The sequence below is a fragment of the Pseudomonas sp. EA_65y_Pfl2_P78 genome (assembly GCF_963970495.1).
Lineage (GTDB): Bacteria > Pseudomonadota > Gammaproteobacteria > Pseudomonadales > Pseudomonadaceae > Aquipseudomonas > Aquipseudomonas baetica_A.
This window is the reverse complement of sequence record NZ_CAXAON010000041.1, coordinates 19,789-39,297: the sequence shown is the minus strand read 5'-3', so window position 1 is coordinate 39,297 and position 19,509 is coordinate 19,789. Positions and strand designations below refer to the sequence as shown.

At 56.3% G+C, this 19,509-nt stretch carries 22 protein-coding genes; 16 read left to right on the top strand and 6 right to left on the bottom strand.

Annotated elements, in window-relative coordinates:
• Positions 1 to 229: 229 nt before the first annotated feature.
• From AACY02_RS23520 to AACY02_RS23510, 3 genes are all read right to left on the bottom strand, one after another.
• A complete protein-coding gene (locus AACY02_RS23520; RefSeq protein ID WP_339433993.1) occupies positions 230 to 919 on the bottom strand; it encodes an endonuclease I family protein in 690 nt (229 codons plus the stop codon).
• Between the two features lie 4 nt (positions 920 to 923).
• On the bottom strand, positions 924 to 1,193 hold the full coding sequence (locus AACY02_RS23515) for a DUF1654 domain-containing protein (RefSeq protein ID WP_339433994.1): 270 nt from the start codon (positions 1,191 to 1,193) through the stop codon (positions 924 to 926).
• 198 nt (positions 1,194 to 1,391) lie between these two features.
• Entirely contained in the window at positions 1,392 to 2,480 is a 1,089-nt protein-coding gene (locus tag AACY02_RS23510; RefSeq protein WP_339433992.1) for an asparaginase, read from the bottom strand.
• 350 nt (positions 2,481 to 2,830) lie between these two features.
• Between AACY02_RS23510 and AACY02_RS23505 the strand changes: the two genes are divergently transcribed.
• The 8 genes from AACY02_RS23505 to AACY02_RS23470 all read left to right on the top strand — a co-directional run bounded on the left by AACY02_RS23505 (position 2,831) and on the right by AACY02_RS23470 (position 10,445).
• Positions 2,831 to 3,280 (top strand): hypothetical protein, encoded by a 450-nt coding sequence (locus AACY02_RS23505; RefSeq protein WP_339433991.1) that lies wholly within the window; start codon positions 2,831 to 2,833, stop codon positions 3,278 to 3,280.
• A gap of 198 nt (positions 3,281 to 3,478) precedes the next feature.
• Positions 3,479 to 4,435: a sugar ABC transporter substrate-binding protein gene (locus tag AACY02_RS23500; protein ID WP_339433990.1), complete on the top strand. Its 957-nt coding sequence runs from the start codon at positions 3,479 to 3,481 to the stop codon at positions 4,433 to 4,435.
• A gap of 56 nt (positions 4,436 to 4,491) precedes the next feature.
• Complete coding sequence (locus AACY02_RS23495) at positions 4,492 to 6,045, top strand: sugar ABC transporter ATP-binding protein (protein WP_339433989.1); 1,554 nt, start codon at positions 4,492 to 4,494, stop codon at positions 6,043 to 6,045.
• Positions 6,042 to 7,019: an ABC transporter permease gene (locus AACY02_RS23490; RefSeq protein ID WP_339433988.1), complete on the top strand. Its 978-nt coding sequence runs from the start codon at positions 6,042 to 6,044 to the stop codon at positions 7,017 to 7,019. The genes AACY02_RS23495 and AACY02_RS23490 overlap by 4 nt, the downstream gene beginning before the upstream one ends.
• A 3-nt stretch (positions 7,020 to 7,022) precedes the next feature.
• A complete protein-coding gene (locus AACY02_RS23485; protein ID WP_339433987.1) occupies positions 7,023 to 8,042 on the top strand; it encodes a LacI family DNA-binding transcriptional regulator in 1,020 nt (339 codons plus the stop codon).
• 24 nt (positions 8,043 to 8,066) lie between these two features.
• Positions 8,067 to 8,984: a ribokinase gene (rbsK, locus tag AACY02_RS23480; protein ID WP_339433986.1), complete on the top strand. Its 918-nt coding sequence runs from the start codon at positions 8,067 to 8,069 to the stop codon at positions 8,982 to 8,984.
• A complete protein-coding gene (gene rbsD, locus AACY02_RS23475) occupies positions 8,981 to 9,385 on the top strand; it encodes a D-ribose pyranase (RefSeq protein ID WP_339433985.1) in 405 nt (134 codons plus the stop codon). The genes rbsK and rbsD overlap by 4 nt, the downstream gene beginning before the upstream one ends.
• A 31-nt stretch (positions 9,386 to 9,416) precedes the next feature.
• Positions 9,417 to 10,445 carry a nucleoside hydrolase gene (locus AACY02_RS23470; RefSeq protein ID WP_339433984.1) on the top strand — a complete coding sequence of 343 codons (1,029 nt, stop codon included), beginning with the start codon at positions 9,417 to 9,419 and terminating at the stop codon, positions 10,443 to 10,445.
• Positions 10,446 to 10,478: 33 nt separating this feature from the next.
• Here AACY02_RS23470 and AACY02_RS23465 read toward each other — a convergent pair whose 3' ends face one another.
• A complete protein-coding gene (locus tag AACY02_RS23465) occupies positions 10,479 to 10,691 on the bottom strand; it encodes a hypothetical protein (protein WP_339433983.1) in 213 nt (70 codons plus the stop codon).
• Positions 10,692 to 10,823: 132 nt separating this feature from the next.
• Here AACY02_RS23465 and AACY02_RS23460 point away from each other — a divergent pair, with 132 nt between their 5' ends.
• Complete coding sequence (locus tag AACY02_RS23460; protein ID WP_339433982.1) at positions 10,824 to 11,129, top strand: hypothetical protein; 306 nt, start codon at positions 10,824 to 10,826, stop codon at positions 11,127 to 11,129.
• A 168-nt stretch (positions 11,130 to 11,297) separates the two neighbouring features.
• Entirely contained in the window at positions 11,298 to 11,615 is a 318-nt protein-coding gene (locus AACY02_RS23455; RefSeq protein ID WP_339433981.1) for an I78 family peptidase inhibitor, read from the top strand.
• Positions 11,616 to 11,687: 72 nt separating this feature from the next.
• Here AACY02_RS23455 and AACY02_RS23450 read toward each other — a convergent pair whose 3' ends face one another.
• Together AACY02_RS23450 and AACY02_RS23445 are read right to left on the bottom strand one after the other, a co-directional pair.
• A complete protein-coding gene (locus AACY02_RS23450) occupies positions 11,688 to 11,900 on the bottom strand; it encodes a cold-shock protein (protein WP_003179963.1) in 213 nt (70 codons plus the stop codon).
• A 288-nt stretch (positions 11,901 to 12,188) separates the two neighbouring features.
• Positions 12,189 to 12,491 carry a hypothetical protein gene (locus tag AACY02_RS23445; protein WP_339433980.1) on the bottom strand — a complete coding sequence of 101 codons (303 nt, stop codon included), beginning with the start codon at positions 12,489 to 12,491 and terminating at the stop codon, positions 12,189 to 12,191.
• A 371-nt stretch (positions 12,492 to 12,862) separates the two neighbouring features.
• Between AACY02_RS23445 and thrS the strand changes: the two genes are divergently transcribed.
• The 6 genes from thrS to pheT all read left to right on the top strand — a co-directional run bounded on the left by thrS (position 12,863) and on the right by pheT (position 19,507).
• Complete coding sequence (gene thrS / locus AACY02_RS23440; RefSeq protein WP_221733336.1) at positions 12,863 to 14,785, top strand: threonine--tRNA ligase; 1,923 nt, start codon at positions 12,863 to 12,865, stop codon at positions 14,783 to 14,785.
• Positions 14,785 to 15,336: a translation initiation factor IF-3 gene (infC, locus tag AACY02_RS23435; protein ID WP_221733351.1), complete on the top strand. Its 552-nt coding sequence runs from the start codon at positions 14,785 to 14,787 to the stop codon at positions 15,334 to 15,336. The genes thrS and infC overlap by 1 nt, the downstream gene beginning before the upstream one ends.
• Before the next feature lie 60 nt (positions 15,337 to 15,396).
• Positions 15,397 to 15,591 (top strand): 50S ribosomal protein L35, encoded by a 195-nt coding sequence (gene rpmI / locus AACY02_RS23430; protein WP_002553160.1) that lies wholly within the window; start codon positions 15,397 to 15,399, stop codon positions 15,589 to 15,591.
• Positions 15,592 to 15,619: 28 nt separating this feature from the next.
• The gene (rplT, locus tag AACY02_RS23425; RefSeq protein WP_002553161.1) at positions 15,620 to 15,976 is read left to right on the top strand and encodes a 50S ribosomal protein L20; all 357 of its coding nucleotides are present in this window, start codon (positions 15,620 to 15,622) and stop codon (positions 15,974 to 15,976) included.
• A 109-nt stretch (positions 15,977 to 16,085) separates the two neighbouring features.
• On the top strand, positions 16,086 to 17,102 hold the full coding sequence (gene pheS / locus AACY02_RS23420) for a phenylalanine--tRNA ligase subunit alpha (protein WP_003226365.1): 1,017 nt from the start codon (positions 16,086 to 16,088) through the stop codon (positions 17,100 to 17,102).
• A gap of 26 nt (positions 17,103 to 17,128) precedes the next feature.
• A complete protein-coding gene (gene pheT / locus AACY02_RS23415) occupies positions 17,129 to 19,507 on the top strand; it encodes a phenylalanine--tRNA ligase subunit beta (RefSeq protein ID WP_339433979.1) in 2,379 nt (792 codons plus the stop codon).
• Positions 19,508 to 19,509: the final 2 nt, after the last annotated feature.

The following is a 19,509-nucleotide window of genomic DNA, read 5'->3' as shown; positions in this document are numbered from 1 at the left end:
TGGTGCGGGAAGCGGTCTTGATCTACAACCAAGAGCGCCCGCACCTGTCCTTAAAATACAAAACGCCCGATGCAGTGCATCGGGCGTTAGGGTGAGATAGGTGTAAACCTATTTCAGGACTAGACAGATGAGTTAATTTGATGGGCTCTTGGCGATACAGCAATACTGCCAGTTAACCATCAATAAAAAGGCCTCGAATATAACGTTCGAGGCCTTTTTACGTTGCATGTCAGCCGCAGGCTTTCATGTTTACGGGGCCGACAAATTCATTGCCACGCCCCATCACGCACGCCACGCTCTGATTGCGCTGGCGCTCCCAGTCCTGGACCGGGTAGGTCTTGTCCCATGCCTCATACAGTTGGCGATCCTGTTTAGAGAGGCGCAAGCCGTACTGCTTGCTCATGTAGAAATAGGTGCGTGCGATCATGCCGCGAATTGAAGGGCGGGGCATGACCTTCTTGGCCTTGAAGTCGACCTGGGTCAGGCATGAGCCGTATTGGCCGGATTGCGTCGGCAGCCATCCGTAGCTGAAGTTACTGCGGTCGCCGTTGACCTCGCCGATGCTCGGTACCAGGTTATGAAGATCCGCTTCGGCCTTCTGGTAGCTGGGGTCGTAGCGTGTGCAGTTTTTGCGTCCACCTTTCTGCCAGCATTGGCGCTGATGTCCGAACTGCCACGCCGGCACAATGTGCTCCCACTCGATGCGCGAAGCGCGCTTGGCATTTTTGCGTGGTACATAACCGCAAGCTTTCAAATCGACCTTGTTGCCGGTGTATTTGCAGCCGCAATAAAACTCCGTGGACTGCGGTGCATAAAGTTTCCAGGCGACCTTTTTGGCTTCATTGAACGTACGAGGTGCGCCAGCCTGGGCCCCCGTGGCGATGAACAGCAACAGCAAAGCAAAACAGCGGACAATCATTGAATCAATCTTCCTTCGGCACAACCCAAAAAATCTGCACGCCGCCATCATCGCGATAGGCGAGGGTAACGTTATCGTTCTCGTCGATTTCCTCGAGCAGGCGCTCCCACTGATCCGTCGGTTCGTCCGGCAAGCGGAAGATCAATGCGGCCTTGGCTTTTTGTGCGGTGGGAGAATTGATGATTTTCTGAACGCGCACGCCCATTCGTTCGTAAGTGTCAGGAGCGTCAAGAGAGGTGGCCACGAGGTTATCCTTATTAAGCTGTACGTGCATACAGTATTTAACTGTGGGCATTTTCGCAACTGCTTAAAATTCAAGAAAATCCTCTGACAGCGGTTTTCCGATTTTGGTGTGAGTCGTGTCGAATTTTTTGTAGGGAAATTACAGAGGAGCTGTAGGCGACGTACCGCTCGCCAATCAGGCGAGTGGTACGAAGAGTGCCCGACGGAGAGTCGATCGGGCGAAGGACGGTCAGTATTCCCAGAACATCCGTTGCAGTTCTTTGCTGTCGTTGGTTTTGGTCAGTGCGACCATCGCCAGGATGCGGGCTTTTTGTGGATTCAGGTCGTGAGCGACAACCCAGTCGTACTTGTCGTCAGGCTGTTCAGCGTTACGCAGCACGAAGCCGCCGGCGTTGACGTGAGACGAGCGGATGATTTGCACGCCCTCCTTGCGTAGCGCCTGAAGCGTCGGTACTACGCGTGACGACACGGATCCGTTGCCAGTGCCGGCATGGATGATGGCCTTTGCGCCAGACTGGGCGAGTGCCTTGTAGGCGGTATCACTCACGTTGCCGTAGGAATAGGCGATTTCTACGTCAGGAAGGCTCTTGATGTTCTTGATGTCGAATTCCGAATCCATGGTGTGGCGCTTGGCGGGTAAACGGAACCAGTAGGATTTGCCTTCGACCACCATGCCCAATGGGCCCCAGGCACTTTTGAACGCTTCGGTCTTGATGTTGATCATTTTGCTGACGTCGCGACCAGACTGGATTTCATCGTTCATGGTCACCAGTACACCTTTGCCACGCGCTTCTTTGCTGCTGGCCACAGCTACGGCGTTGTACAGGTTGAGCATGCCGTCCGCTGACATTGCTGTGCCCGGACGCATGGAACCTACGACGATGATCGGCTTGTCGGTCTTCTCGACCAGGTTCAGGAAGTAAGCGGTCTCTTCCAGGGTGTCTGTACCGTGGGTGATGACGATGCCGTCGACATCCTTGTTGTCGGCCAGTTCTGAGACGCGACGGCCCAGTTGCAGCAGGTTGTCGTTGGTGATGCTTTCCGAGGCAATCTGCATGACTTGTTCGCCGCGCACATTGGCGAGCTTGTTCAACTCAGGGATGCCAGCAATCAATTGCTCGACGCCCACTTTTGCGGCCTGATACGTCGCGCTATTGGCGGCACTGGCGCCAGCGCCGGCGATGGTGCCGCCTGTGGCGAGAACCACGACATTGGCAAGTTTGGTCTGGGTTTCGACTTCTTTTGCCTGGAGGGCGGTCGGCAGTAGCAGGAGGAGGGCCAAAGCGCCCGGAACCAAAGTGTTGAAAGCAGATTTCATTATTTTTCTCTCTAGTAGTGAGACGGTGCTGATGCAGGTTCATCTAGATGCGCCCCAGGCCGATCTGGATGCCCGGGGTGTGGTGAAGGGAGCAGGATCTATACCAGACGTACCTTTGCGCTAGAGATCTGTTTAACCTTTTGATTTTCATCAATATTTTTCTAAAGAATACGGAGTATGGCGAACCCTGTAGCCGGGTTTCCGAACAAAAGACATTTTCGCGTTCGGCTTCCCGAAAAGTACTACTGCTTCTGTCGTATGGATCGGGTTGTCAGTTTCTGATTTTGTGCTAAAGAAACCGCGACGTAGGCCGATGCGTCCTCAAGAGCACTAAATTCGAGGGAGTTCACATGTCACTCACGGTCGGCTTTTCAAATCCAGCTGCTGTCACCATCGGCGGTAAAACTGCAGCGACGATCAATTCATTGAGCGAGGCGTCAGAGGGTGCTACTGCCGAGGCGATGGGCAAAAAAGATGAAGGTGATGGCAATCAGGTCAGGACCGGTGGTGCCTTGCAAAAAAGCAGCGAGGCTGAAAGCGGCGATAACCTGAGCATCAGCGTCAAGATGTTGTTGAAGCGGATGCAGGAACTGCAGAAGCAGCTCCAGGAGCAACAACAGCAATTGGCTGCCGCACAAGCTGCGAGGTATGCGACGCCCGAAGCCAAGTCGCAGGCAGTCATGTCCATTCAGGGGCAGATCGCTCAAACCAGTGGCGCATTGGCAGAGGTCGCGGGTGAACTGGTCAAGGAAATGACCAAGAACTCCGGCGGCGGAAATTTGGTCAATACCACGGCATAAGCTTGGAAGGGCCGCTTCCAGGATTTGCCCTGCAATAAATGACGATTTCTGATTGTTGACAAATGTCGGCGGGATTCGCATAGTTCGATCTACGCAAACGTTTGCGCGGCTTCCCCGATGCGCTATCAGTCGGTGGGGCGATGTAGCTTACGCCAGCGCAAGCGTTGCTCACAATAATCATAAGATCGGAGTGAACCCATGAAGCTGCCATTCGCTGGACGTCTTCTTGCTGTCGCTATGCTGGCTGCCACAGCCGCTGCACTGCCTGTCTCTTCGGCGTTCGCCGAATCCCCTGAAAAACCCAAAGTCGCGCTGGTCATGAAATCTCTGGCCAACGAATTCTTCCTGACCATGGAAGACGGCGCCAAGGCCTACCAGAAAGAACACTCCGCCGATTTCGACCTGATCTCCAACGGCATCAAGGACGAAACCGATACTGCGGGCCAGACGCGTATCGTCGAGCAAATGATCCTTGCAAAGGTCAATGCGCTGGTCATCGCACCTTCCGACTCCAAGGCCATGGTGCCGGTGATCAAGAAAGCCGTCGATGCCGGTATTACCGTGATCAACATCGACAACCAACTCGATCCGCAAATCGTCAAAAGCAAAAACATCAGCGTTCCCTTCGTAGGTCCGGATAACCGTAAAGGCGCGCGTCTGGTCGGTGAGTACCTGGCCAAGCAGCTCAAGGCGGGTGACGAAGTCGGCATCATTGAAGGCGTGTCCACCACGACCAACGCCCAGCAGCGTACCGCTGGCTTCAAGGATGCGATGGACGCGGCGCAGATCAAGGTGGTTTCCCTGCAGTCCGGTGATTGGGAGATCGATAAGGGCAACAAGGTTGCCGCTTCGATTCTCAGCGAATACCCGGATGTCAAAGCGTTGCTGGCAGGCAACGACAGCATGGCCGTCGGTGCTGTTTCCGCCGTGCGTGCGGCCGGCAAAGCGGGCCAGGTGCAGGTGGTTGGTTACGACAATATCAACGCCATCAAGCCCATGCTCAAGGATGGTCGCATTCTGGCGACTGCCGATCAGTTCGCTGCCAAGCAAGCTGTATTTGGGATCGAGACTGCGCTGAAAATCATCAAGGGCGAGAAAGTCGACAGCGGTGCCAATGGCGTGATTGAAACGCCGGTCGAACTGGTCACCCGGTAAATCCTCTGACGACACAATGGCGCTCGTCCGTCCGGGCGAGCGCATGGAGAGTTTTTATGTCAGTTTCCGCCCCGAACGCTGTCCTCTCGGTCAGCGGTATCGGTAAGACCTATGCGCAACCGGTGCTCACAGGCATCGAATTGACGCTGATGCGCGGTGAAGTACTGGCGCTGACCGGCGAGAATGGCGCCGGCAAAAGCACCTTGTCGAAGATTATTGGCGGACTGGTCACGCCGACCACCGGCCAGATGCAATTCCAGGGCAAGGACTATCGTCCGGGCAGTCGCACCCAGGCTGAAGAGCTCGGCGTGCGTATGGTCATGCAAGAGCTCAATTTGTTGCCGACACTGTCAGTGGCGGAGAACCTGTTTCTCGACAATCTGCCGAGCAACGGTGGCTGGATCAGTCGCAAGCAGCTGCGTAAAGCGGCTATAGAGGCCATGGCCCAGGTCGGTCTTGATGCGATTGATCCGGACACACTGGTCGGTGAACTGGGCATCGGCCATCAGCAGATGGTTGAAATCGCCCGCAACCTGATTGGCGATTGCCATGTGCTGATTCTCGACGAACCGACCGCGATGCTCACCGCGCGGGAAGTCGAAATGCTCTTCGAGCAAATCACCCGTTTGCAGGCGCGTGGCGTGTCTATCATCTACATCTCGCATCGCCTCGAAGAGCTGGCCCGAGTGGCACAGCGCATTGCCGTACTGCGTGACGGCAATCTGGTCTGCGTCGAGCCGATAGCCAACTACAACAGCGAGCAACTGGTCACATTGATGGTCGGTCGTGAACTGGGCGAGCACATCGACATGGGGCCGCGCAATATTGGCGCTCCGGCGTTGACGGTCAAGGGGTTGACTCGATCCGATAAGGTGCAGGACGTTTCGTTCCAAGTGCGCGCCGGGGAGATCTTCGGGATTTCCGGGCTGATCGGAGCCGGGCGCACAGAATTGCTGCGCTTGATTTTCGGGGCGGATGTCGCCGACAGCGGCACGATTGCACTCGGTTCGCCGGCGCAAGTGGTGAGTGTGCGTTCGCCTGTCGATGCTGTGCATCATGGTATCGCGCTGATCACCGAAGACCGCAAGGGGGAGGGTTTGCTGCTTAGTCAGTCGATCAGCGCCAACATCGCCTTGGGCAACATGCCGGAAATTTCCAGTGGTGGTTTCGTCAACAATGGCGCCGAAATCTCTTTGGCGCAGCGCCAGATCGATGCCATGCGTATTCGCAGTTCGAGCCCGACACAGCTTGTGTCAGAGCTGTCCGGTGGTAACCAGCAAAAGGTTGTGATCGGTCGCTGGCTGGAACGTGACTGTTCGGTGCTGCTGTTCGATGAGCCAACCCGGGGTATCGACGTCGGCGCCAAGTTCGACATCTATGCCTTGCTCGGTGAGTTGACTCGCCAGGGCAAGGCACTGGTGGTGGTGTCCAGTGACCTGCGTGAGCTGATGCTGATCTGCGATCGGATCGGCGTACTGTCGGCGGGGCGTCTGATCGAGACCTTCGAGCGCGACAGTTGGACCCAGGATGATTTGCTTGCCGCCGCGTTCGCCGGCTACCAAAAACGTGATGCGCGGCTCAACGAAGCCGCGCCTAGGGAACTCCCATGAAAACTGCATCTTCTGCCGGCAAACGTAGTGGCAACTTTTATGGGTTGGGCACTTATCTGGGGCTGGCCGGTGCTTTGCTGGCAATGGTCGCGCTGTTCTCGGTCTTGAGCAGCCACTTTCTGTCCTATAACACGTTCAGTACGCTGGCCAACCAGATCCCCGATCTGATGGTTCTGGCGGTCGGCATGACCTTTGTGTTGATCATCGGTGGCATCGACCTCTCGGTCGGTTCGGTGCTGGCGCTGGCGGCATCGACGGTCAGCGTCGCCATTCTTGGCTGGGGCTGGGGCGTCTTGCCAGCGGCGTTGCTCGGCATGGCGGTATCGGCGCTGGCGGGCACGATCACTGGCTCGATTACCGTAGCGTGGCGGATTCCGTCGTTCATTGTTTCCCTTGGCGTGCTGGAAATGGCTCGCGGGCTGGCCTATCAGATGACCGGGTCACGCACCGCCTATATTGGTGACGCTTTTTCCTGGTTGTCGAATCCGATCGCTTTCGGCATCTCGCCGTCATTCATCATCGCCTTGCTGGTGATTTTCATTGCGCAGGCCGTTTTGACCCGCACCGTATTCGGTCGCTATCTGATCGGCATCGGCACCAACGAAGAGGCTGTGCGGCTGGCGGGTATCAATCCGAAACCTTACAAGATCCTGGTGTTCAGTCTCATGGGGCTGCTGGCCGGTGTCGCCGCGCTGTTTCAGATTTCTCGCCTGGAGGCGGCTGATCCGAATGCCGGCTCCGGTCTTGAACTGCAAGTGATCGCTGCCGTGGTGATCGGCGGAACCAGTCTGATGGGTGGGCGTGGTTCGGTGATCAGCACTTTTTTCGGTGTATTGATCATCTCCGTGCTTGCGGCGGGGCTGGCGCAGATCGGTGCAACCGAGCCAACCAAGCGCATCATTACCGGTGCGGTAATCGTCATCGCGGTCGTACTCGATACTTATCGCAGTCAACGCGCTAGTCGACGGGGCTGAGACATGGCAACGATCAAGGATGTGGCTGCCCTTGCAGGGATTTCCTACACCACCGTGTCGCATGTGGTGAATAACACCCGGCCGGTCAGTCAGGAGGTTCGGGTCAAGGTCGAGGCTGCAATCAAGAGCCTTGACTACGTACCCAGCGCAGTGGCGCGCTCATTGAAGGCCAAGACAACTGCAACCATTGGCTTGCTGGTGCCCAACAGCCTCAACCCGTACTTTGCTGAACTGGCACGGGGCATAGAAGATTACTGCGAGCGTAATGGCTACTGCGTCATCCTCTGCAACTCTGATGACAATCCGGAAAAACAACGCAGTTATTTGCGTGTGCTGCTGGAAAAGCGCATTGACGGTTTGATCGTTGCCTCGGCTGGCGGTGACAGTGGTTTGGCGCAGGGGCTGGCGGGTGTGAAAACACCAATGGTCATCGTCGACCGTGGTCTGGATGGCGTGAATGCTGATCTGGTGCGTATCGATCATGAATACGGCGCTTACCTCGCTACCCGTCATTTGCTGGAATTGGGTCATCGTGACATCGCGACCATCGGCGGCCCGGCGAGCACCAGCGTGGCGCAGATGCGTCGTGCCGGATATTGCAGGGCGTTGACAGAGGCCGGTATCGAGGTGCAAGAGGAGCGCATGCTGGAAAGTGACTTCACCAGCACCGGCGGCTACAACGCTGCGGCGATCCTCCTTGAGCGCAATCCGCCGAGCGCCATTTTTGCCGGTAACGACATGATCGGTATCGGTGTTTTGCGCGCGGCGGCAGAGCGCAACGTGCGGGTGCCGACCGAGTTGTCGGTGATTGGCTTTGACGATATTCAGATGAGCCGTTACGTGTACCCGGCGCTGACCACCGTCGGCCAGTCGATTCTGCAGTTGGGCGAAATGGCGGCTGAGGTGTTGCTGCGAAGGATTGCCACCCCGAATCTGGGCACTGATCAGCGGATCGTGACCCCGAGTATTGTTTTGCGCGAGTCGACCGCGCCGTTGTCCGGCGTGTTCACCGAATACCGCTGAAACCGAATTGACGAGTAGTGATGTATGCCAGCAAATGTAGTGGTAATAGGCAGCCTGAACATGGATCTGGTGACCCGGGCGCCTCGGCTGCCCCGTGGCGGTGAAACGCTGATCGGACATTCCTTCAAGACCGTGTCCGGTGGCAAGGGCGCCAATCAGGCTGTGGCTGCGGCGCGATTGGGGGCGCAAGTGGCGATGGTTGGCTGTGTCGGTAGCGACGACTATGGCGTGCAATTGCGTGACGCCTTGCTGGCCGAACAGATTGATTGCCAGGCGGTGAGCGTTGTCGAGGACTCCAGTGGCGTGGCGTTGATCGTGGTCGATGACAACAGTCAGAACGCCATTGTGATCGTTGCCGGAGCCAACGGCGCAATGACGCCAGCGGTGATCGATCGGTTCGATGCTGTAGTGCAAGCGGCTGATGTTGTCATCTGCCAGCTCGAGATCCCGGATGCGACGGTGGGGCATGCGCTCAAGCGTGCGCGAGCGCTGGGCAAGACCGTTATCCTCAATCCAGCGCCGGCCAGTCGTCCTTTGCCGGCAGACTGGTTTGGGGCGATCGATTACCTGATTCCCAATGAGAGTGAAGCTGCCGCGTTGAGTGGCTTGCCGGTTGACTCGCTGGAAACCGCCGAACATGCGGCAAGTCACTTGATCGCAATGGGGGCTGGCAAAGTCATCATCACCCTGGGTGCCGAGGGGTCTTTATTCGCTAACGGTAAAGGTTTCGAGCATTTCCCTGCGCCGAAAGTGAAAGCTGTCGACACCACGGCGGCGGGTGACACCTTCGTCGGTGGTTTTGCCGCTGCGTTGGCTGATGGCAAGTCCGAGGCCGAAGCGATTCGATACGGGCAAATTGCTGCGGCATTGTCGGTCACTCGGGCCGGCGCCCAGCCATCCATTCCAACAATGTCCGACGTACAGGCCTTCAAACCCTCATGAAAAAGACTCCTCTACTCAACGTCGCGCTGTCACGACTGATCGCATCTCTGGGCCATGGCGACATGGTCGTGATCGGTGATGCCGGGCTGCCGGTGCCGCCGGGTGTTGAACTGATTGATCTGGCGCTGACCCACGGCGTTCCGGATTTCGTCAGCACCTTGAAGGTCGTGCTCAGTGAGATGCAGGTGGAAAGCCATGCGCTGGCCAAAGAAATCTTCGACAAGCAGCCGACTGCGCTGACCACACTGGACGAGCTGAATGAAGAAGGCGCGCTGGGGCGTCGCGATCTGCTCAGTCACGAGCAATTCAAAGTACTCAGCCGACAGGCTCGGGCGATTGTTCGTACGGGAGAATGTCAGCCGTACTGCAACATCGTGCTGGTCGCCGGAGTAACGTTCTAATTTTCGTTTTCACAAGCACAAGGAATGCGCCATGCAACGCTATGCTAAAAAACTGCATCACTTCATCCGGAGCCTGCTGCTTTTGTCCGTGATAACCGCAACCGGCGCTCAGGCGGCGGAAAAAATCGACCTGATCATCGACACTGATCCGGGCGCTGACGACGTGGTCGCGTTGCTGTTCGCTCTGGCTTCGCCGGACGAACTGAATATTCGTGCGTTGACCACCGTGGCTGGCAACGTGCGACTCGACAAAACGTCGCGTAACGCGCGTCTGGCTCGCGAGTGGGCAGGGCGCGAGGAGGTGCCGGTTTATGCCGGTGCGCCGAAGCCACTGATGCGCACACCGATCTACGCCGAGAACATCCATGGCAAGGAAGGCCTGTCGGGTGTCAGCGTGCACGAACCGAAAAAAGGTCTGGCAGAAGGTAACGCGGTCAACTACCTGATCGACACCCTGAAAAAAGCCAAGCCACACAGCATCACTATCGCCATGCTCGGCCCGCAGACCAACCTGGCGCTGGCGCTGATCCAAGAGCCCGACATTGTTCAGGGCATCAAGGAAGTGGTGGTGATGGGCGGTGCGCACTTCAATGGTGGCAACATCACCCCTGTGGCTGAGTTCAATCTGTTTGCGGATCCGCAAGCGGCTGACGTCGTGCTCAAAAGTGGCGTCAAGCTGACCTATCTGCCACTGGACGTTACCCACAAGATTCTCACCAGTGATGCGCGTCTGAAGCAGATTGCTGCGCTCAACAATAATGCGAGCAAAATTGTCGGTGACATCCTCAACGAGTACATCAAAGGGGATATGGAACACTACGGCATTCCGGGCGGCCCGGTGCATGACGCCACTGTCGTGGCTTATCTGCTCAAGCCGGAACTGTTCACCGGTCGTTCGGTGAATGTTGTGGTCGATAGCCGTGAAGGGCCGACCTTCGGTCAGACCATTGTCGACTGGTATGACGGCCTCAAGGCACCGAAGAACGCATTCTGGGTTGAAAATGGCGATGCCCAGGGTTTCTTCGATCTGCTGACCGAGCGCCTGAAGCGTCTGAAGTAAATGATCGGCCCGCAGGCGCCAGCCTGCGGGTTTCTATTCCCTCTCGGCGTGTTCATGCTTGATCTGTTCGGTTCGGGAGCGCTCGAAAATCTGCTCGATGAATAGCTGGGCGGCTTCCGTTCCCAGTTCCTTGATCAATAGATCGATACCAATAAGCGCCAACTCTTCGGTGGTTCCCGGACTGTAAGAGCTATGTCCGTCTGCCCATTTGGCTTTGATGTCGGCGTCGATGCTTACACTGGTCATGATCAGGCTCGAAAAGTCGGGAGGTCTGTGCGTCGAGTTAACCATTTTGTCGGGCGTTTGGCACTGCGACTTAGGCATGAGCGCAGCGCTATGCGACACTTGGTCTTTTCCGGCTTATCCAAGGATCGTGTTGTGCAGATCGATTTGAATACTCCTGATGGCCTCACGCTCGACGCTGTACGCCATTTGCTGGCATCGGCCAGCGATGATGAACACACGCAATTGCGCGTGACCAAGGGCGGTATCGCCTACATCTCGTCGGGAGTAACTGGCGGGCAGGATATTGACGACCTGCTGTTTCGACTTGAAACCTGGGCCAAGGGCTCAGGTTATGTGGGGAATATTGCGGCCAGCGACGAGGTGTGGGTGATGCAGATTTTCAATGCGCTCAAGGACAACTGGCCGAATCCGCCGTATGACTACATCGACGTCTACTGAACTTCGTAAATATTAAGTCACGATTGATTGGTGAGCAGGCTGAGCGCCGTTCAGGCACACTCGGCGTTTTTCCTGTCGTGGGGCAGGGTGATGGCAGTTGTCATGAAACCAAACGCCGGATTGGCGGTCGCACGATCTCAGTTAACTATTTGAAAACAAGGAGGCTTCATGTCTTTGAAGTTCGCGTCACTGGGTGCACTTATGGCCGTCGCCCTGTTGGCCGGTTGCAGTACAACCTCCAGCGAGTCGGCAAAGGAGTCCGTGGCGACCGAAACCGGTCACAGCCGATGTGAAGCGACGGCGGCGGAGTTCGCCATTGGCAAAAAAGCTTCGCCAGAGCTGCTGGAGCAGGCCCGCGCCAAGGCAGGTGCGCAGAACGCGCGCTTTCTCAAGCCCAATGACATGATTACGCTGGAATACCGCTCCGATCGCTTGAACCTGAACACCGACAACAACCTGGTAATCACTCGCGTCAACTGCGGCTGATTACAGGCTGCTTTTGTTACAGGCATAAAAAACCCCGTCACATGGACGGGGTTTTTTTAGTGCGCCGAGAAATTACTCTGGGCGAACCTGTGCAGCTTGCATACCCTTTTGGCCTTTCTCAGCCACGAAGGAAACGGTCTGGCCTTCTTTCAGGCTTTTGAAACCGTCGGATTCGATAGCTTTGAAGTGTACGAACAGGTCGTCACCGCCACCTTGAGGAGTGATGAAGCCGAAGCCTTTTTCATCGTTGAACCACTTAACGGTGCCGGTTTGGCGATTAGACATGGTGTATCTCCAAGAAACATATATTTTTCAGTACTGTGCTGCTCAGGCCAACTGGGCACACCCGGGTATCATAGTCGAAATGTTCGCTTTGGTAGCCCCCCGGACGTGCTGTTTGCCAATCAGTCGTGTTTTCTTTACTGCCTTTATCGGCTGAAAGCCCCGTTTTATAAGGCTTTTAGCGGAACGTAAAGACGATAAAAAAACCTGTAAAACCTGCATAAATCGTCTGAAAAGACGCAAATTCAGTCCTTTTCAAGGGCGCTGGGCCGAGTCAGGACGCTTTTTTTCCTACTTTTTCGCCGGAGTATTCGCCTTGCATTTGGCGATTTGGCGCAGCGCTTTCTGCTGCAGTTCAGGGGTCGCCTTGTTGTCCATCAGCGCCTGAATGTCGCTCGCCGGGTACGACTTGATTGCATCAGCACCACAGGCGCAATGAGATTTGGCCGCTGCGGCGCCGATCTGTGGGGTGGCCGCCTCCGTGCACTGCGTCATGTACTTCTGACGCTCGCCCTTCGGCCAGTCAGCGTGAGCGCTCAATGGCAGCAGCAGAACAATGGGGGCGACTACGGCGAATAAGGTATTCAGACGCATGCGAGGATGCTCCTTGTGGGTCAATGTCTTTTTATCTGAGGGCTGAAGGGCCTATCAAGTTCAGCACTCTGGCATAAAAGCAGACGATATGCCTTCTGATGAAACTGAGGCATAAGTGACCGCTCATCTGTGCTAGCATGCCTGGCTCAAGCGTTCTCAGGCTCCGGATGACCTTCAGTCCCGGCAGCGGTCAACGTGCGAATATCCTGATTTGAATCCCAGTCACTCTGGTTCGGTTTTCCGGTTGGCCGCAAGGCTCCTGCCGCTGTAAGGCAGGCGTTCGTCATTGAATGGCCTGGATCGGATCTTGTACTGGCTCATCCCAACCCACGTGACCTTTGGTAGGGGTCACCACTAGGAGAGGAGGCGCCATGCCAACTATTACTCTTCCCGACGGCAGTCAACGTTCATTCGATCACCCGGTTTCCGTAGCCGAAGTTGCCGCATCCATCGGTGCAGGTCTGGCCAAGGCGACTCTGGCCGGTAAGGTCAATGGTCAACTGGTCGACGCCAGCGATATCATCAGCAGCGACGCGACCCTGCAAATCATCACGCCTAAGGATGAAGAAGGGCTGGAGATCATTCGTCACTCTTGCGCCCACCTGGTTGGTCATGCGGTCAAGCAGTTGTACCCGACTGCCAAAATGGTGATCGGCCCGGTCATTGATGAAGGTTTTTATTACGACATCGCCTTCGAACGTCCTTTTACTCCGGACGATATGGCTGCTATCGAACAGCGCATGCAGCAGCTGATCGAAAAAGATTACGACGTCATCAAGAAAGTCACTCCGCGTGCCGAAGTGATCGAAGTGTTCAAGGCTCGTGGTGAAGACTATAAGCTGCGTCTGGTCGAGGACATGCCGAACGAGCAGGCCATGGGCCTGTACTACCACGAAGAATACGTTGACATGTGCCGCGGTCCGCACGTGCCTAATACACGGTTCCTGAAATCCTTCAAGCTGACCAAGCTGTCGGGGGCCTACTGGCGCGGCGATGCCAAGAACGAGCAATTGCAGCGCGTTTATGGCACCGCTTGGGCAGACAAGAAGCAACTGGCAGCTTACATACAGCGCATCGAAGAAGCTGAAAAACGCGATCATCGCAAGATCGGCAAGCGCTTGGGCCTGTTCCATACCCAGGAAGAAGCGCCGGGCATGGTGTTCTGGCACCCGAATGGCTGGACTCTGTACCAAGTGCTTGAGCAGTACATGCGCAAGGTTCAGCGCGATAACGGCTATCTCGAGATCAAAACGCCGCAAGTGGTTGACCGTAGCCTGTGGGAGAAATCCGGGCATTGGGCCAACTACGCTGACAACATGTTCACCACGCAGTCGGAAAGTCGCGACTACGCCATCAAACCGATGAATTGCCCCTGCCATGTGCAGGTGTTCAATCAGGGCCTGAAGAGCTACCGTGAACTGCCGATGCGTCTGGCCGAGTTCGGTGCCTGCCACCGTAACGAGCCGTCGGGCGCATTGCACGGCATTATGCGTGTGCGTGGGTTCACTCAGGACGATGCCCACATCTTCTGCACTGAAGAGCAGATGCAGGCCGAATCCGCCGCGTTCATCAAGTTGACCATGGATGTTTATCGTGACTTCGGCTTTACCGATGTCGAGATGAAGCTGTCCACTCGTCCGGAAAAACGCGTGGGCTCCGACGAGTTGTGGGATCGCGCTGAGGCTGCACTGGCTGCTGCCCTCGATTCTGCGGGCCTGCCGTACGATCTGCAGCCGGGTGAGGGTGCGTTCTACGGTCCCAAAATCGAGTTCTCGCTGAAAGATTGCCTCGGTCGCGTGTGGCAGTGTGGTACCTTACAGCTCGATTTCAACCTGCCTGTCCGTCTCGGCGCCGAATACGTCTCCGAAGACAACAGCCGCAAGCACCCGGTCATGTTGCACCGCGCGATCCTCGGTTCTTTCGAGCGTTTCGTCGGGATTTTGATCGAGCACTATGAAGGTGCGTTCCCTGCTTGGCTGGCGCCAACCCAGGCAGTGATCATGAATATCACTGATAAACAGGCGGATTTTGTTGCTGAAGTTGAAAAAACTCTCAACGAAAGCGGATTTCGTGCCAAGTCCGACTTGAGAAATGAAAAGATCGGCTTTAAAATCCGTGAGCATACTTTGCTCAAGGTTCCCTATCTTTTGGTTATCGGAGATAAGGAAGTCGAGATGCAGACTGTCGCTGTGCGTACTCGTGAAGGTGCTGACCTGGGCTCGATGCCCGTCGCCCAGTTCGCTGAGTTTCTCGCGCAAGCGGTTTCCCGGCGTGGTCGCCCAGATTCGGAGTAATTACTATTAAGCGTGAAATGAGACAAGATAAACGAGCTGCACCGAAAGCCCCGATCAACGAGAATATCTCGGCACGCGAGGTTCGGTTAATTGGGGCTGAAGGTGAACAGCTTGGGATTGTGTCAATTGAAGACGCGCTTCTTAAGGCTGAAGAGGCCAAGCTGGATTTGGTGGAAATTTCCGCCGATGCAGCACCCCCTGTTTGCAAACTGATGGACTACGGCAAATCGATCTTCGAAAAGAAGAAGCAGGTTGCCGCGGCTAAGAAAAACCAGAAGCAGATTCAGGTTAAAGAAATCAAGTTTCGTCCAGGGACGGAGGAAGGGGATTACCAGGTAAAACTGCGCAACCTGGTACGTTTCCTGAGTGATGGGGACAGGGCCAAGGTATCCTTGCGATTCCGCGGCCGTGAGATGGCCCACCAGGAGCTGGGGATGGAACTGCTCAAGCGGGTTGAAGCTGACCTGCTCGAGTACGGTTCGGTCGAACAGCATCCTAAGATGGAAGGACGCCAGCTGATCATGGTCATCGCCCCGAAAAAGAAGAAGTAATCAACAGGGCACGGCAGGCCTTCTGATTATGTTTATCAACTGAATGCGGAGTATCCGAACATGCCAAAAATGAAAACCAAAAGTGGTGCTGCTAAGCGGTTTCTGAAAACTGCTAACGGTATCAAGCACAAGCACGCTTTCAAGAGCCACATCCTGACTAAAATGTCGACCAAGCGTAAGCGTCAACTGCGCGGTAGCAGCTTGCTGCATCCGTCTGACGTGGCAAAAGTCGAGCGCATGCTGCGCCTTCGTTAATTTTAGTCAAGAATAGAGGAAGTAACTCATGGCTCGTGTAAAGCGTGGCGTCATTGCCCGTAAGCGTCACAAAAAAATTCTGAAACTTGCTAAAGGCTACTACGGCGCACGCTCCCGCGTATTCCGTGTTGCCAAGCAAGCGGTAATCAAGGCAGGCCAATACGCCTACCGTGACCGTCGTCAGAAAAAACGTCAGTTCCGCGCTCTGTGGATCGCTCGTATCAATGCTGGTGCTCGTGTTAACGGCCTGTCCTACAGCCGTTTCATCGCTGGCCTGAAAAAAGCGTCCATCGAGATCGACCGTAAGGTTCTGGCTGATCTGGCAGTGAACGAAAAAGCGGCGTTTGCTGCGATTGTCGAGAAAGCTAAAGCCACCTTGGCTTAAGTACCCCCGACAGTCACCCGGCCTCACCTCTGTGGGGCTTGGTGTTAAACGTCATAAATAGGGGAAGAGCCTTCAAGCTCTTCCCCTATTTTGTATCTGGAGTCTGTACATGGAAAACCTGGATGCGCTGGTCTCTCAAGCACTAGAGGCTGTGCAAAGCGCTGAAGATATCAATGCCCTGGAGCAAATCCGGGTTCAATACCTTGGCAAAAAGGGCGAGTTGACTCAGGTGATGAAGACCCTGGGGAATTTGCCGGCAGAAGAGCGTCCGCAAGTCGGCGCCCTGATCAACGTTGCCAAGGAACGTGTCACAGGCGTTCTCAATGCGCGCATGGCTCTGTTTGAAGAAGCTGAACTGGCTGCCAAACTGTCTGCCGAATCCATTGACGTGACGTTGCCGGGTCGCGGTCAGACCTCTGGTGGCCTGCACCCGGTTACTCGGACTCTGGAGCGTGTCGAACAGTTCTTCACGCGTATCGGCTACGGCATCGCCGAAGGCCCTGAAGTCGAAGACGACTATCACAACTTTGAAGCGCTCAACATCCCAGGCCATCACCCGGCCCGGTCGATGCACGATACCTTCTATTTCAACGCCAACATGTTGTTGCGCACCCATACCTCGCCGGTACAGGTTCGCACCATGGAATCCAAGCAGCCGCCGATCCGCATCGTCTGCCCAGGCCGCGTGTACCGTAGCGACTCCGATATCACCCACTCGCCGATGTTCCACCAGGTCGAAGGCCTGCTGGTTGATCGCGATATCAATTTTGCCGATCTCAAAGGCACTATCGAAGAGTTCCTGCGGGTCTTCTTCGAGAAAGAACTGGCCGTACGTTTCCGTCCTTCCTATTTCCCGTTCACCGAGCCATCCGCTGAAGTCGACATGGAATGTGTGATGTGCAGCGGTAAAGGTTGCCGTGTCTGCAAGCAGACTGGCTGGCTGGAAGTGATGGGCTGCGGCATGGTTCACCCGAACGTGCTGCGCATGTCCGGCATTGATCCAGAGGAGTTCTCCGGCTTTGCCTTCGGCATGGGCGTCGAGCGTCTGGCCATGCTCCGTTACGGCGTGAACGACTTGCGTCTGTTCTTCGACAACGACTTGCGGTTCCTCGCGCAATTTCGCTAGTCGTAACGAATTCTTAGGAGAGCAGGATGAAATTCAGTGAACAATGGCTGCGTGGCTGGGTTAGCCCGCAGGTAAATCGCGACGAGTTGGTTGCCCGTCTGTCGATGGCCGGTCTTGAGGTCGATAGCGTGACCCCGGCCGCCGGTGTATTCAGTGGCGTGGTAGTGGGCGAGGTGCTGAGTACCGAGCAGCACCCTGATGCCGACAAACTGCGTGTGTGCCAGGTCAGCAATGGCGCGCAAACCTTCCAGGTCGTGTGCGGAGCGCCAAACGTGCGCCCGGGCCTGAAGATTCCGTTCGCGATGATCGGTGCAGAACTGCCGGGCGATTTCAAGATCAAGAAGGCCAAGCTGCGGGGCGTTGAGTCCAACGGCATGCTGTGCTCGCAAGCCGAGTTGCAAGTCGGTGAAGGCAACGATGGTCTGATGGAGTTGCCGGTCGATGCGCCGGTGGGCGAAGACTTTCGCGTGTACCTGGACCTGGAAGACGCCAGCATCGAGGTCGACCTGACCCCCAACCGCGGTGACTGCCTGTCGCTGGCCGGTCTGGCCCGTGAAGTCGGCGCGCTGTATGCGGCTCCGGTCACCCGTCCGGTGGTCATGGCCATTCCTGCCGTGCACGACGAAGTGCGTTCGGTAGAGGTGCTGGCACCAGCCGCGTGCCCGCGCTACTTGGGCCGTGTCATCCGCAACGTTGACCTGTCCAAGCCAACCCCGCTGTGGATGGTTGAGCGTCTGCGTCGCGCTGATGTGCGTAGCATTGATGCTGCCGTCGACATCACTAACTACGTGATGCTAGAACTCGGTCAGCCGCTGCACGCCTTCGATCTCGCCCAAATCAATGGCGGCATCCGCGTGCGCATGGCGGAAGAGGGCGAGAAGCTGATTCTGCTGGACGGTCAGGAAGTCAGCCTGCGCGGCGATACGCTGGTGATTGCCGACCATACCCGCGCCCTGGCGATTGCCGGTGTGATGGGTGGCGAGCACAGCGGTGTATCCGCGACCACTCGAGATGTGTTCCTTGAGAGTGCGTTCTTTGATCAGATCGCTGTCGCGGGCAAGGCCCGTTCGTACGGTCTGCACACCGATGCTTCGCACCGCTACGAGCGCGGTGTTGACTGGCAACTGGCCCGTGAAGCCATGGAGCGCGCCACTGGCCTGCTGCTGGAAATCACTGGTGGCGAAGCCGGCCCGATCATCGAGACCGTCAGCGAGCAGCACTTGCCGTCGATCGCCCCGATCACTCTGCGTGCGCAGCGCATCACCCAAATGCTGGGCATGGAAATGGATTCGGCGCAGGTCGAGCGTCTGCTCAGCGGCCTGGGCCTGAGTATTTCCGCCGACGGAGCAGGGCAGTGGCGCGTTGAAGTGCCAAGCCATCGCTTCGATATCAGCCTGGAGGTCGACCTGATCGAAGAGCTGGCTCGTTTGTATGGATACAACCGTCTGCCGGTGCGTTACCCGCAAGCGCGTCTGGCGCCCCAAGCCAAGGCCGAAGCGCGTAGCGATCTGCCTGAATTGCGCCGTCTGTTGGTGGCTCGTGGTTATCAGGAAGCGATCACCTACAGCTTCATCGATCCGAAACAGTTCGAACTGTTTAATCCGGGCGTCGAGCCGCTGTTGTTGGCCAATCCGATCTCCAACGATATGGCCGCCATGCGTTCGTCGTTGTGGCCAGGTCTGGTTAAAGCCTTGCAGCACAATCTGAACCGTCAGCAAGACCGTGTGCGTTTGTTCGAAAGCGGTTTGCGTTTTGTCGGTCAGCTCGAAGGTCTGAAGCAAGAGCCGATGCTGTCGGGCGTTGTTTGCGGTAGCCGTCTGCCGGAAGGCTGGGCGCAAGGTCGCGATACGGTTGATTTCTTCGACGTCAAAGCTGACGTGGAAGCTGTGCTGGGCTTCGCTGGTGCACTGGATACGTTCACCTTCGTTCCGGGCAAACACCCGGCGCTGCACCCAGGTCAAACCGCGCGCATTGAGCGCGAAGGGCGTGAGGTCGGCTTTATTGGCGCAATCCACCCTGAATTGTCGAAGGCTCTCGGTCTCGACCGCCCTGTCTTCGTTTTCGAGCTGATCCTGGCTGAAGTGGCGCTCGGTAAAATGCCGAAATTCCACGAGTTGTCGCGCTTTCCTGAAGTGCGTCGTGACCTTGCACTGATCGCACACAAAGACGTCGCAGCCTCCGCTGTATTGGACGTAATTCGTGAAAATGCAGGCGAATGGCTCACAGATCTCAGGCTGTTTGACGTATATCAGGGTAAAGGTATTGATCCTGATAGAAAAAGCCTCGCAGTTGGCTTGACCTGGCAGCATCCATCGCGCACTCTTAATGACGATGAGGTGAATTCGACGACGCAAAATATCCTCACCTCGCTCGAACAAAGGTTGAACGCCACGTTAAGGAAGTGACG

Excerpts from the sequence above, each read along its gene's own strand:
- AACY02_RS23520 (WP_339433993.1), bottom strand. The coding sequence starts at position 919 with ATGATTGTCCGCTGTTTTGCTTTGCTGTTGCTGTTCATCGCCACGGGG.
- AACY02_RS23515 (WP_339433994.1), bottom strand. The coding sequence starts at position 1,193 with ATGCACGTACAGCTTAATAAGGATAACCTCGTGGCCACCTCTCTTGAC.
- AACY02_RS23510 (WP_339433992.1), bottom strand. The coding sequence starts at position 2,480 with ATGAAATCTGCTTTCAACACTTTGGTTCCGGGCGCTTTGGCCCTCCTC.
- AACY02_RS23505 (WP_339433991.1), top strand. The coding sequence starts at position 2,831 with ATGTCACTCACGGTCGGCTTTTCAAATCCAGCTGCTGTCACCATCGGC.
- AACY02_RS23500 (WP_339433990.1), top strand. The coding sequence starts at position 3,479 with ATGAAGCTGCCATTCGCTGGACGTCTTCTTGCTGTCGCTATGCTGGCT.
- AACY02_RS23495 (WP_339433989.1), top strand. The coding sequence starts at position 4,492 with ATGTCAGTTTCCGCCCCGAACGCTGTCCTCTCGGTCAGCGGTATCGGT.
- AACY02_RS23490 (WP_339433988.1), top strand. The coding sequence starts at position 6,042 with ATGAAAACTGCATCTTCTGCCGGCAAACGTAGTGGCAACTTTTATGGG.
- AACY02_RS23485 (WP_339433987.1), top strand. The coding sequence starts at position 7,023 with ATGGCAACGATCAAGGATGTGGCTGCCCTTGCAGGGATTTCCTACACC.
- rbsK (WP_339433986.1), top strand. The coding sequence starts at position 8,067 with ATGCCAGCAAATGTAGTGGTAATAGGCAGCCTGAACATGGATCTGGTG.
- rbsD (WP_339433985.1), top strand. The coding sequence starts at position 8,981 with ATGAAAAAGACTCCTCTACTCAACGTCGCGCTGTCACGACTGATCGCA.
- AACY02_RS23470 (WP_339433984.1), top strand. The coding sequence starts at position 9,417 with ATGCAACGCTATGCTAAAAAACTGCATCACTTCATCCGGAGCCTGCTG.
- AACY02_RS23465 (WP_339433983.1), bottom strand. The coding sequence starts at position 10,691 with ATGACCAGTGTAAGCATCGACGCCGACATCAAAGCCAAATGGGCAGAC.
- AACY02_RS23455 (WP_339433981.1), top strand. The coding sequence starts at position 11,298 with ATGTCTTTGAAGTTCGCGTCACTGGGTGCACTTATGGCCGTCGCCCTG.
- AACY02_RS23450 (WP_003179963.1), bottom strand. The coding sequence starts at position 11,900 with ATGTCTAATCGCCAAACCGGCACCGTTAAGTGGTTCAACGATGAAAAA.
- AACY02_RS23445 (WP_339433980.1), bottom strand. The coding sequence starts at position 12,491 with ATGCGTCTGAATACCTTATTCGCCGTAGTCGCCCCCATTGTTCTGCTG.
- thrS (WP_221733336.1), top strand. The coding sequence starts at position 12,863 with ATGCCAACTATTACTCTTCCCGACGGCAGTCAACGTTCATTCGATCAC.
- rpmI (WP_002553160.1), top strand. The coding sequence starts at position 15,397 with ATGCCAAAAATGAAAACCAAAAGTGGTGCTGCTAAGCGGTTTCTGAAA.
- rplT (WP_002553161.1), top strand. The coding sequence starts at position 15,620 with ATGGCTCGTGTAAAGCGTGGCGTCATTGCCCGTAAGCGTCACAAAAAA.
- pheS (WP_003226365.1), top strand. The coding sequence starts at position 16,086 with ATGGAAAACCTGGATGCGCTGGTCTCTCAAGCACTAGAGGCTGTGCAA.
- pheT (WP_339433979.1), top strand. The coding sequence starts at position 17,129 with ATGAAATTCAGTGAACAATGGCTGCGTGGCTGGGTTAGCCCGCAGGTA.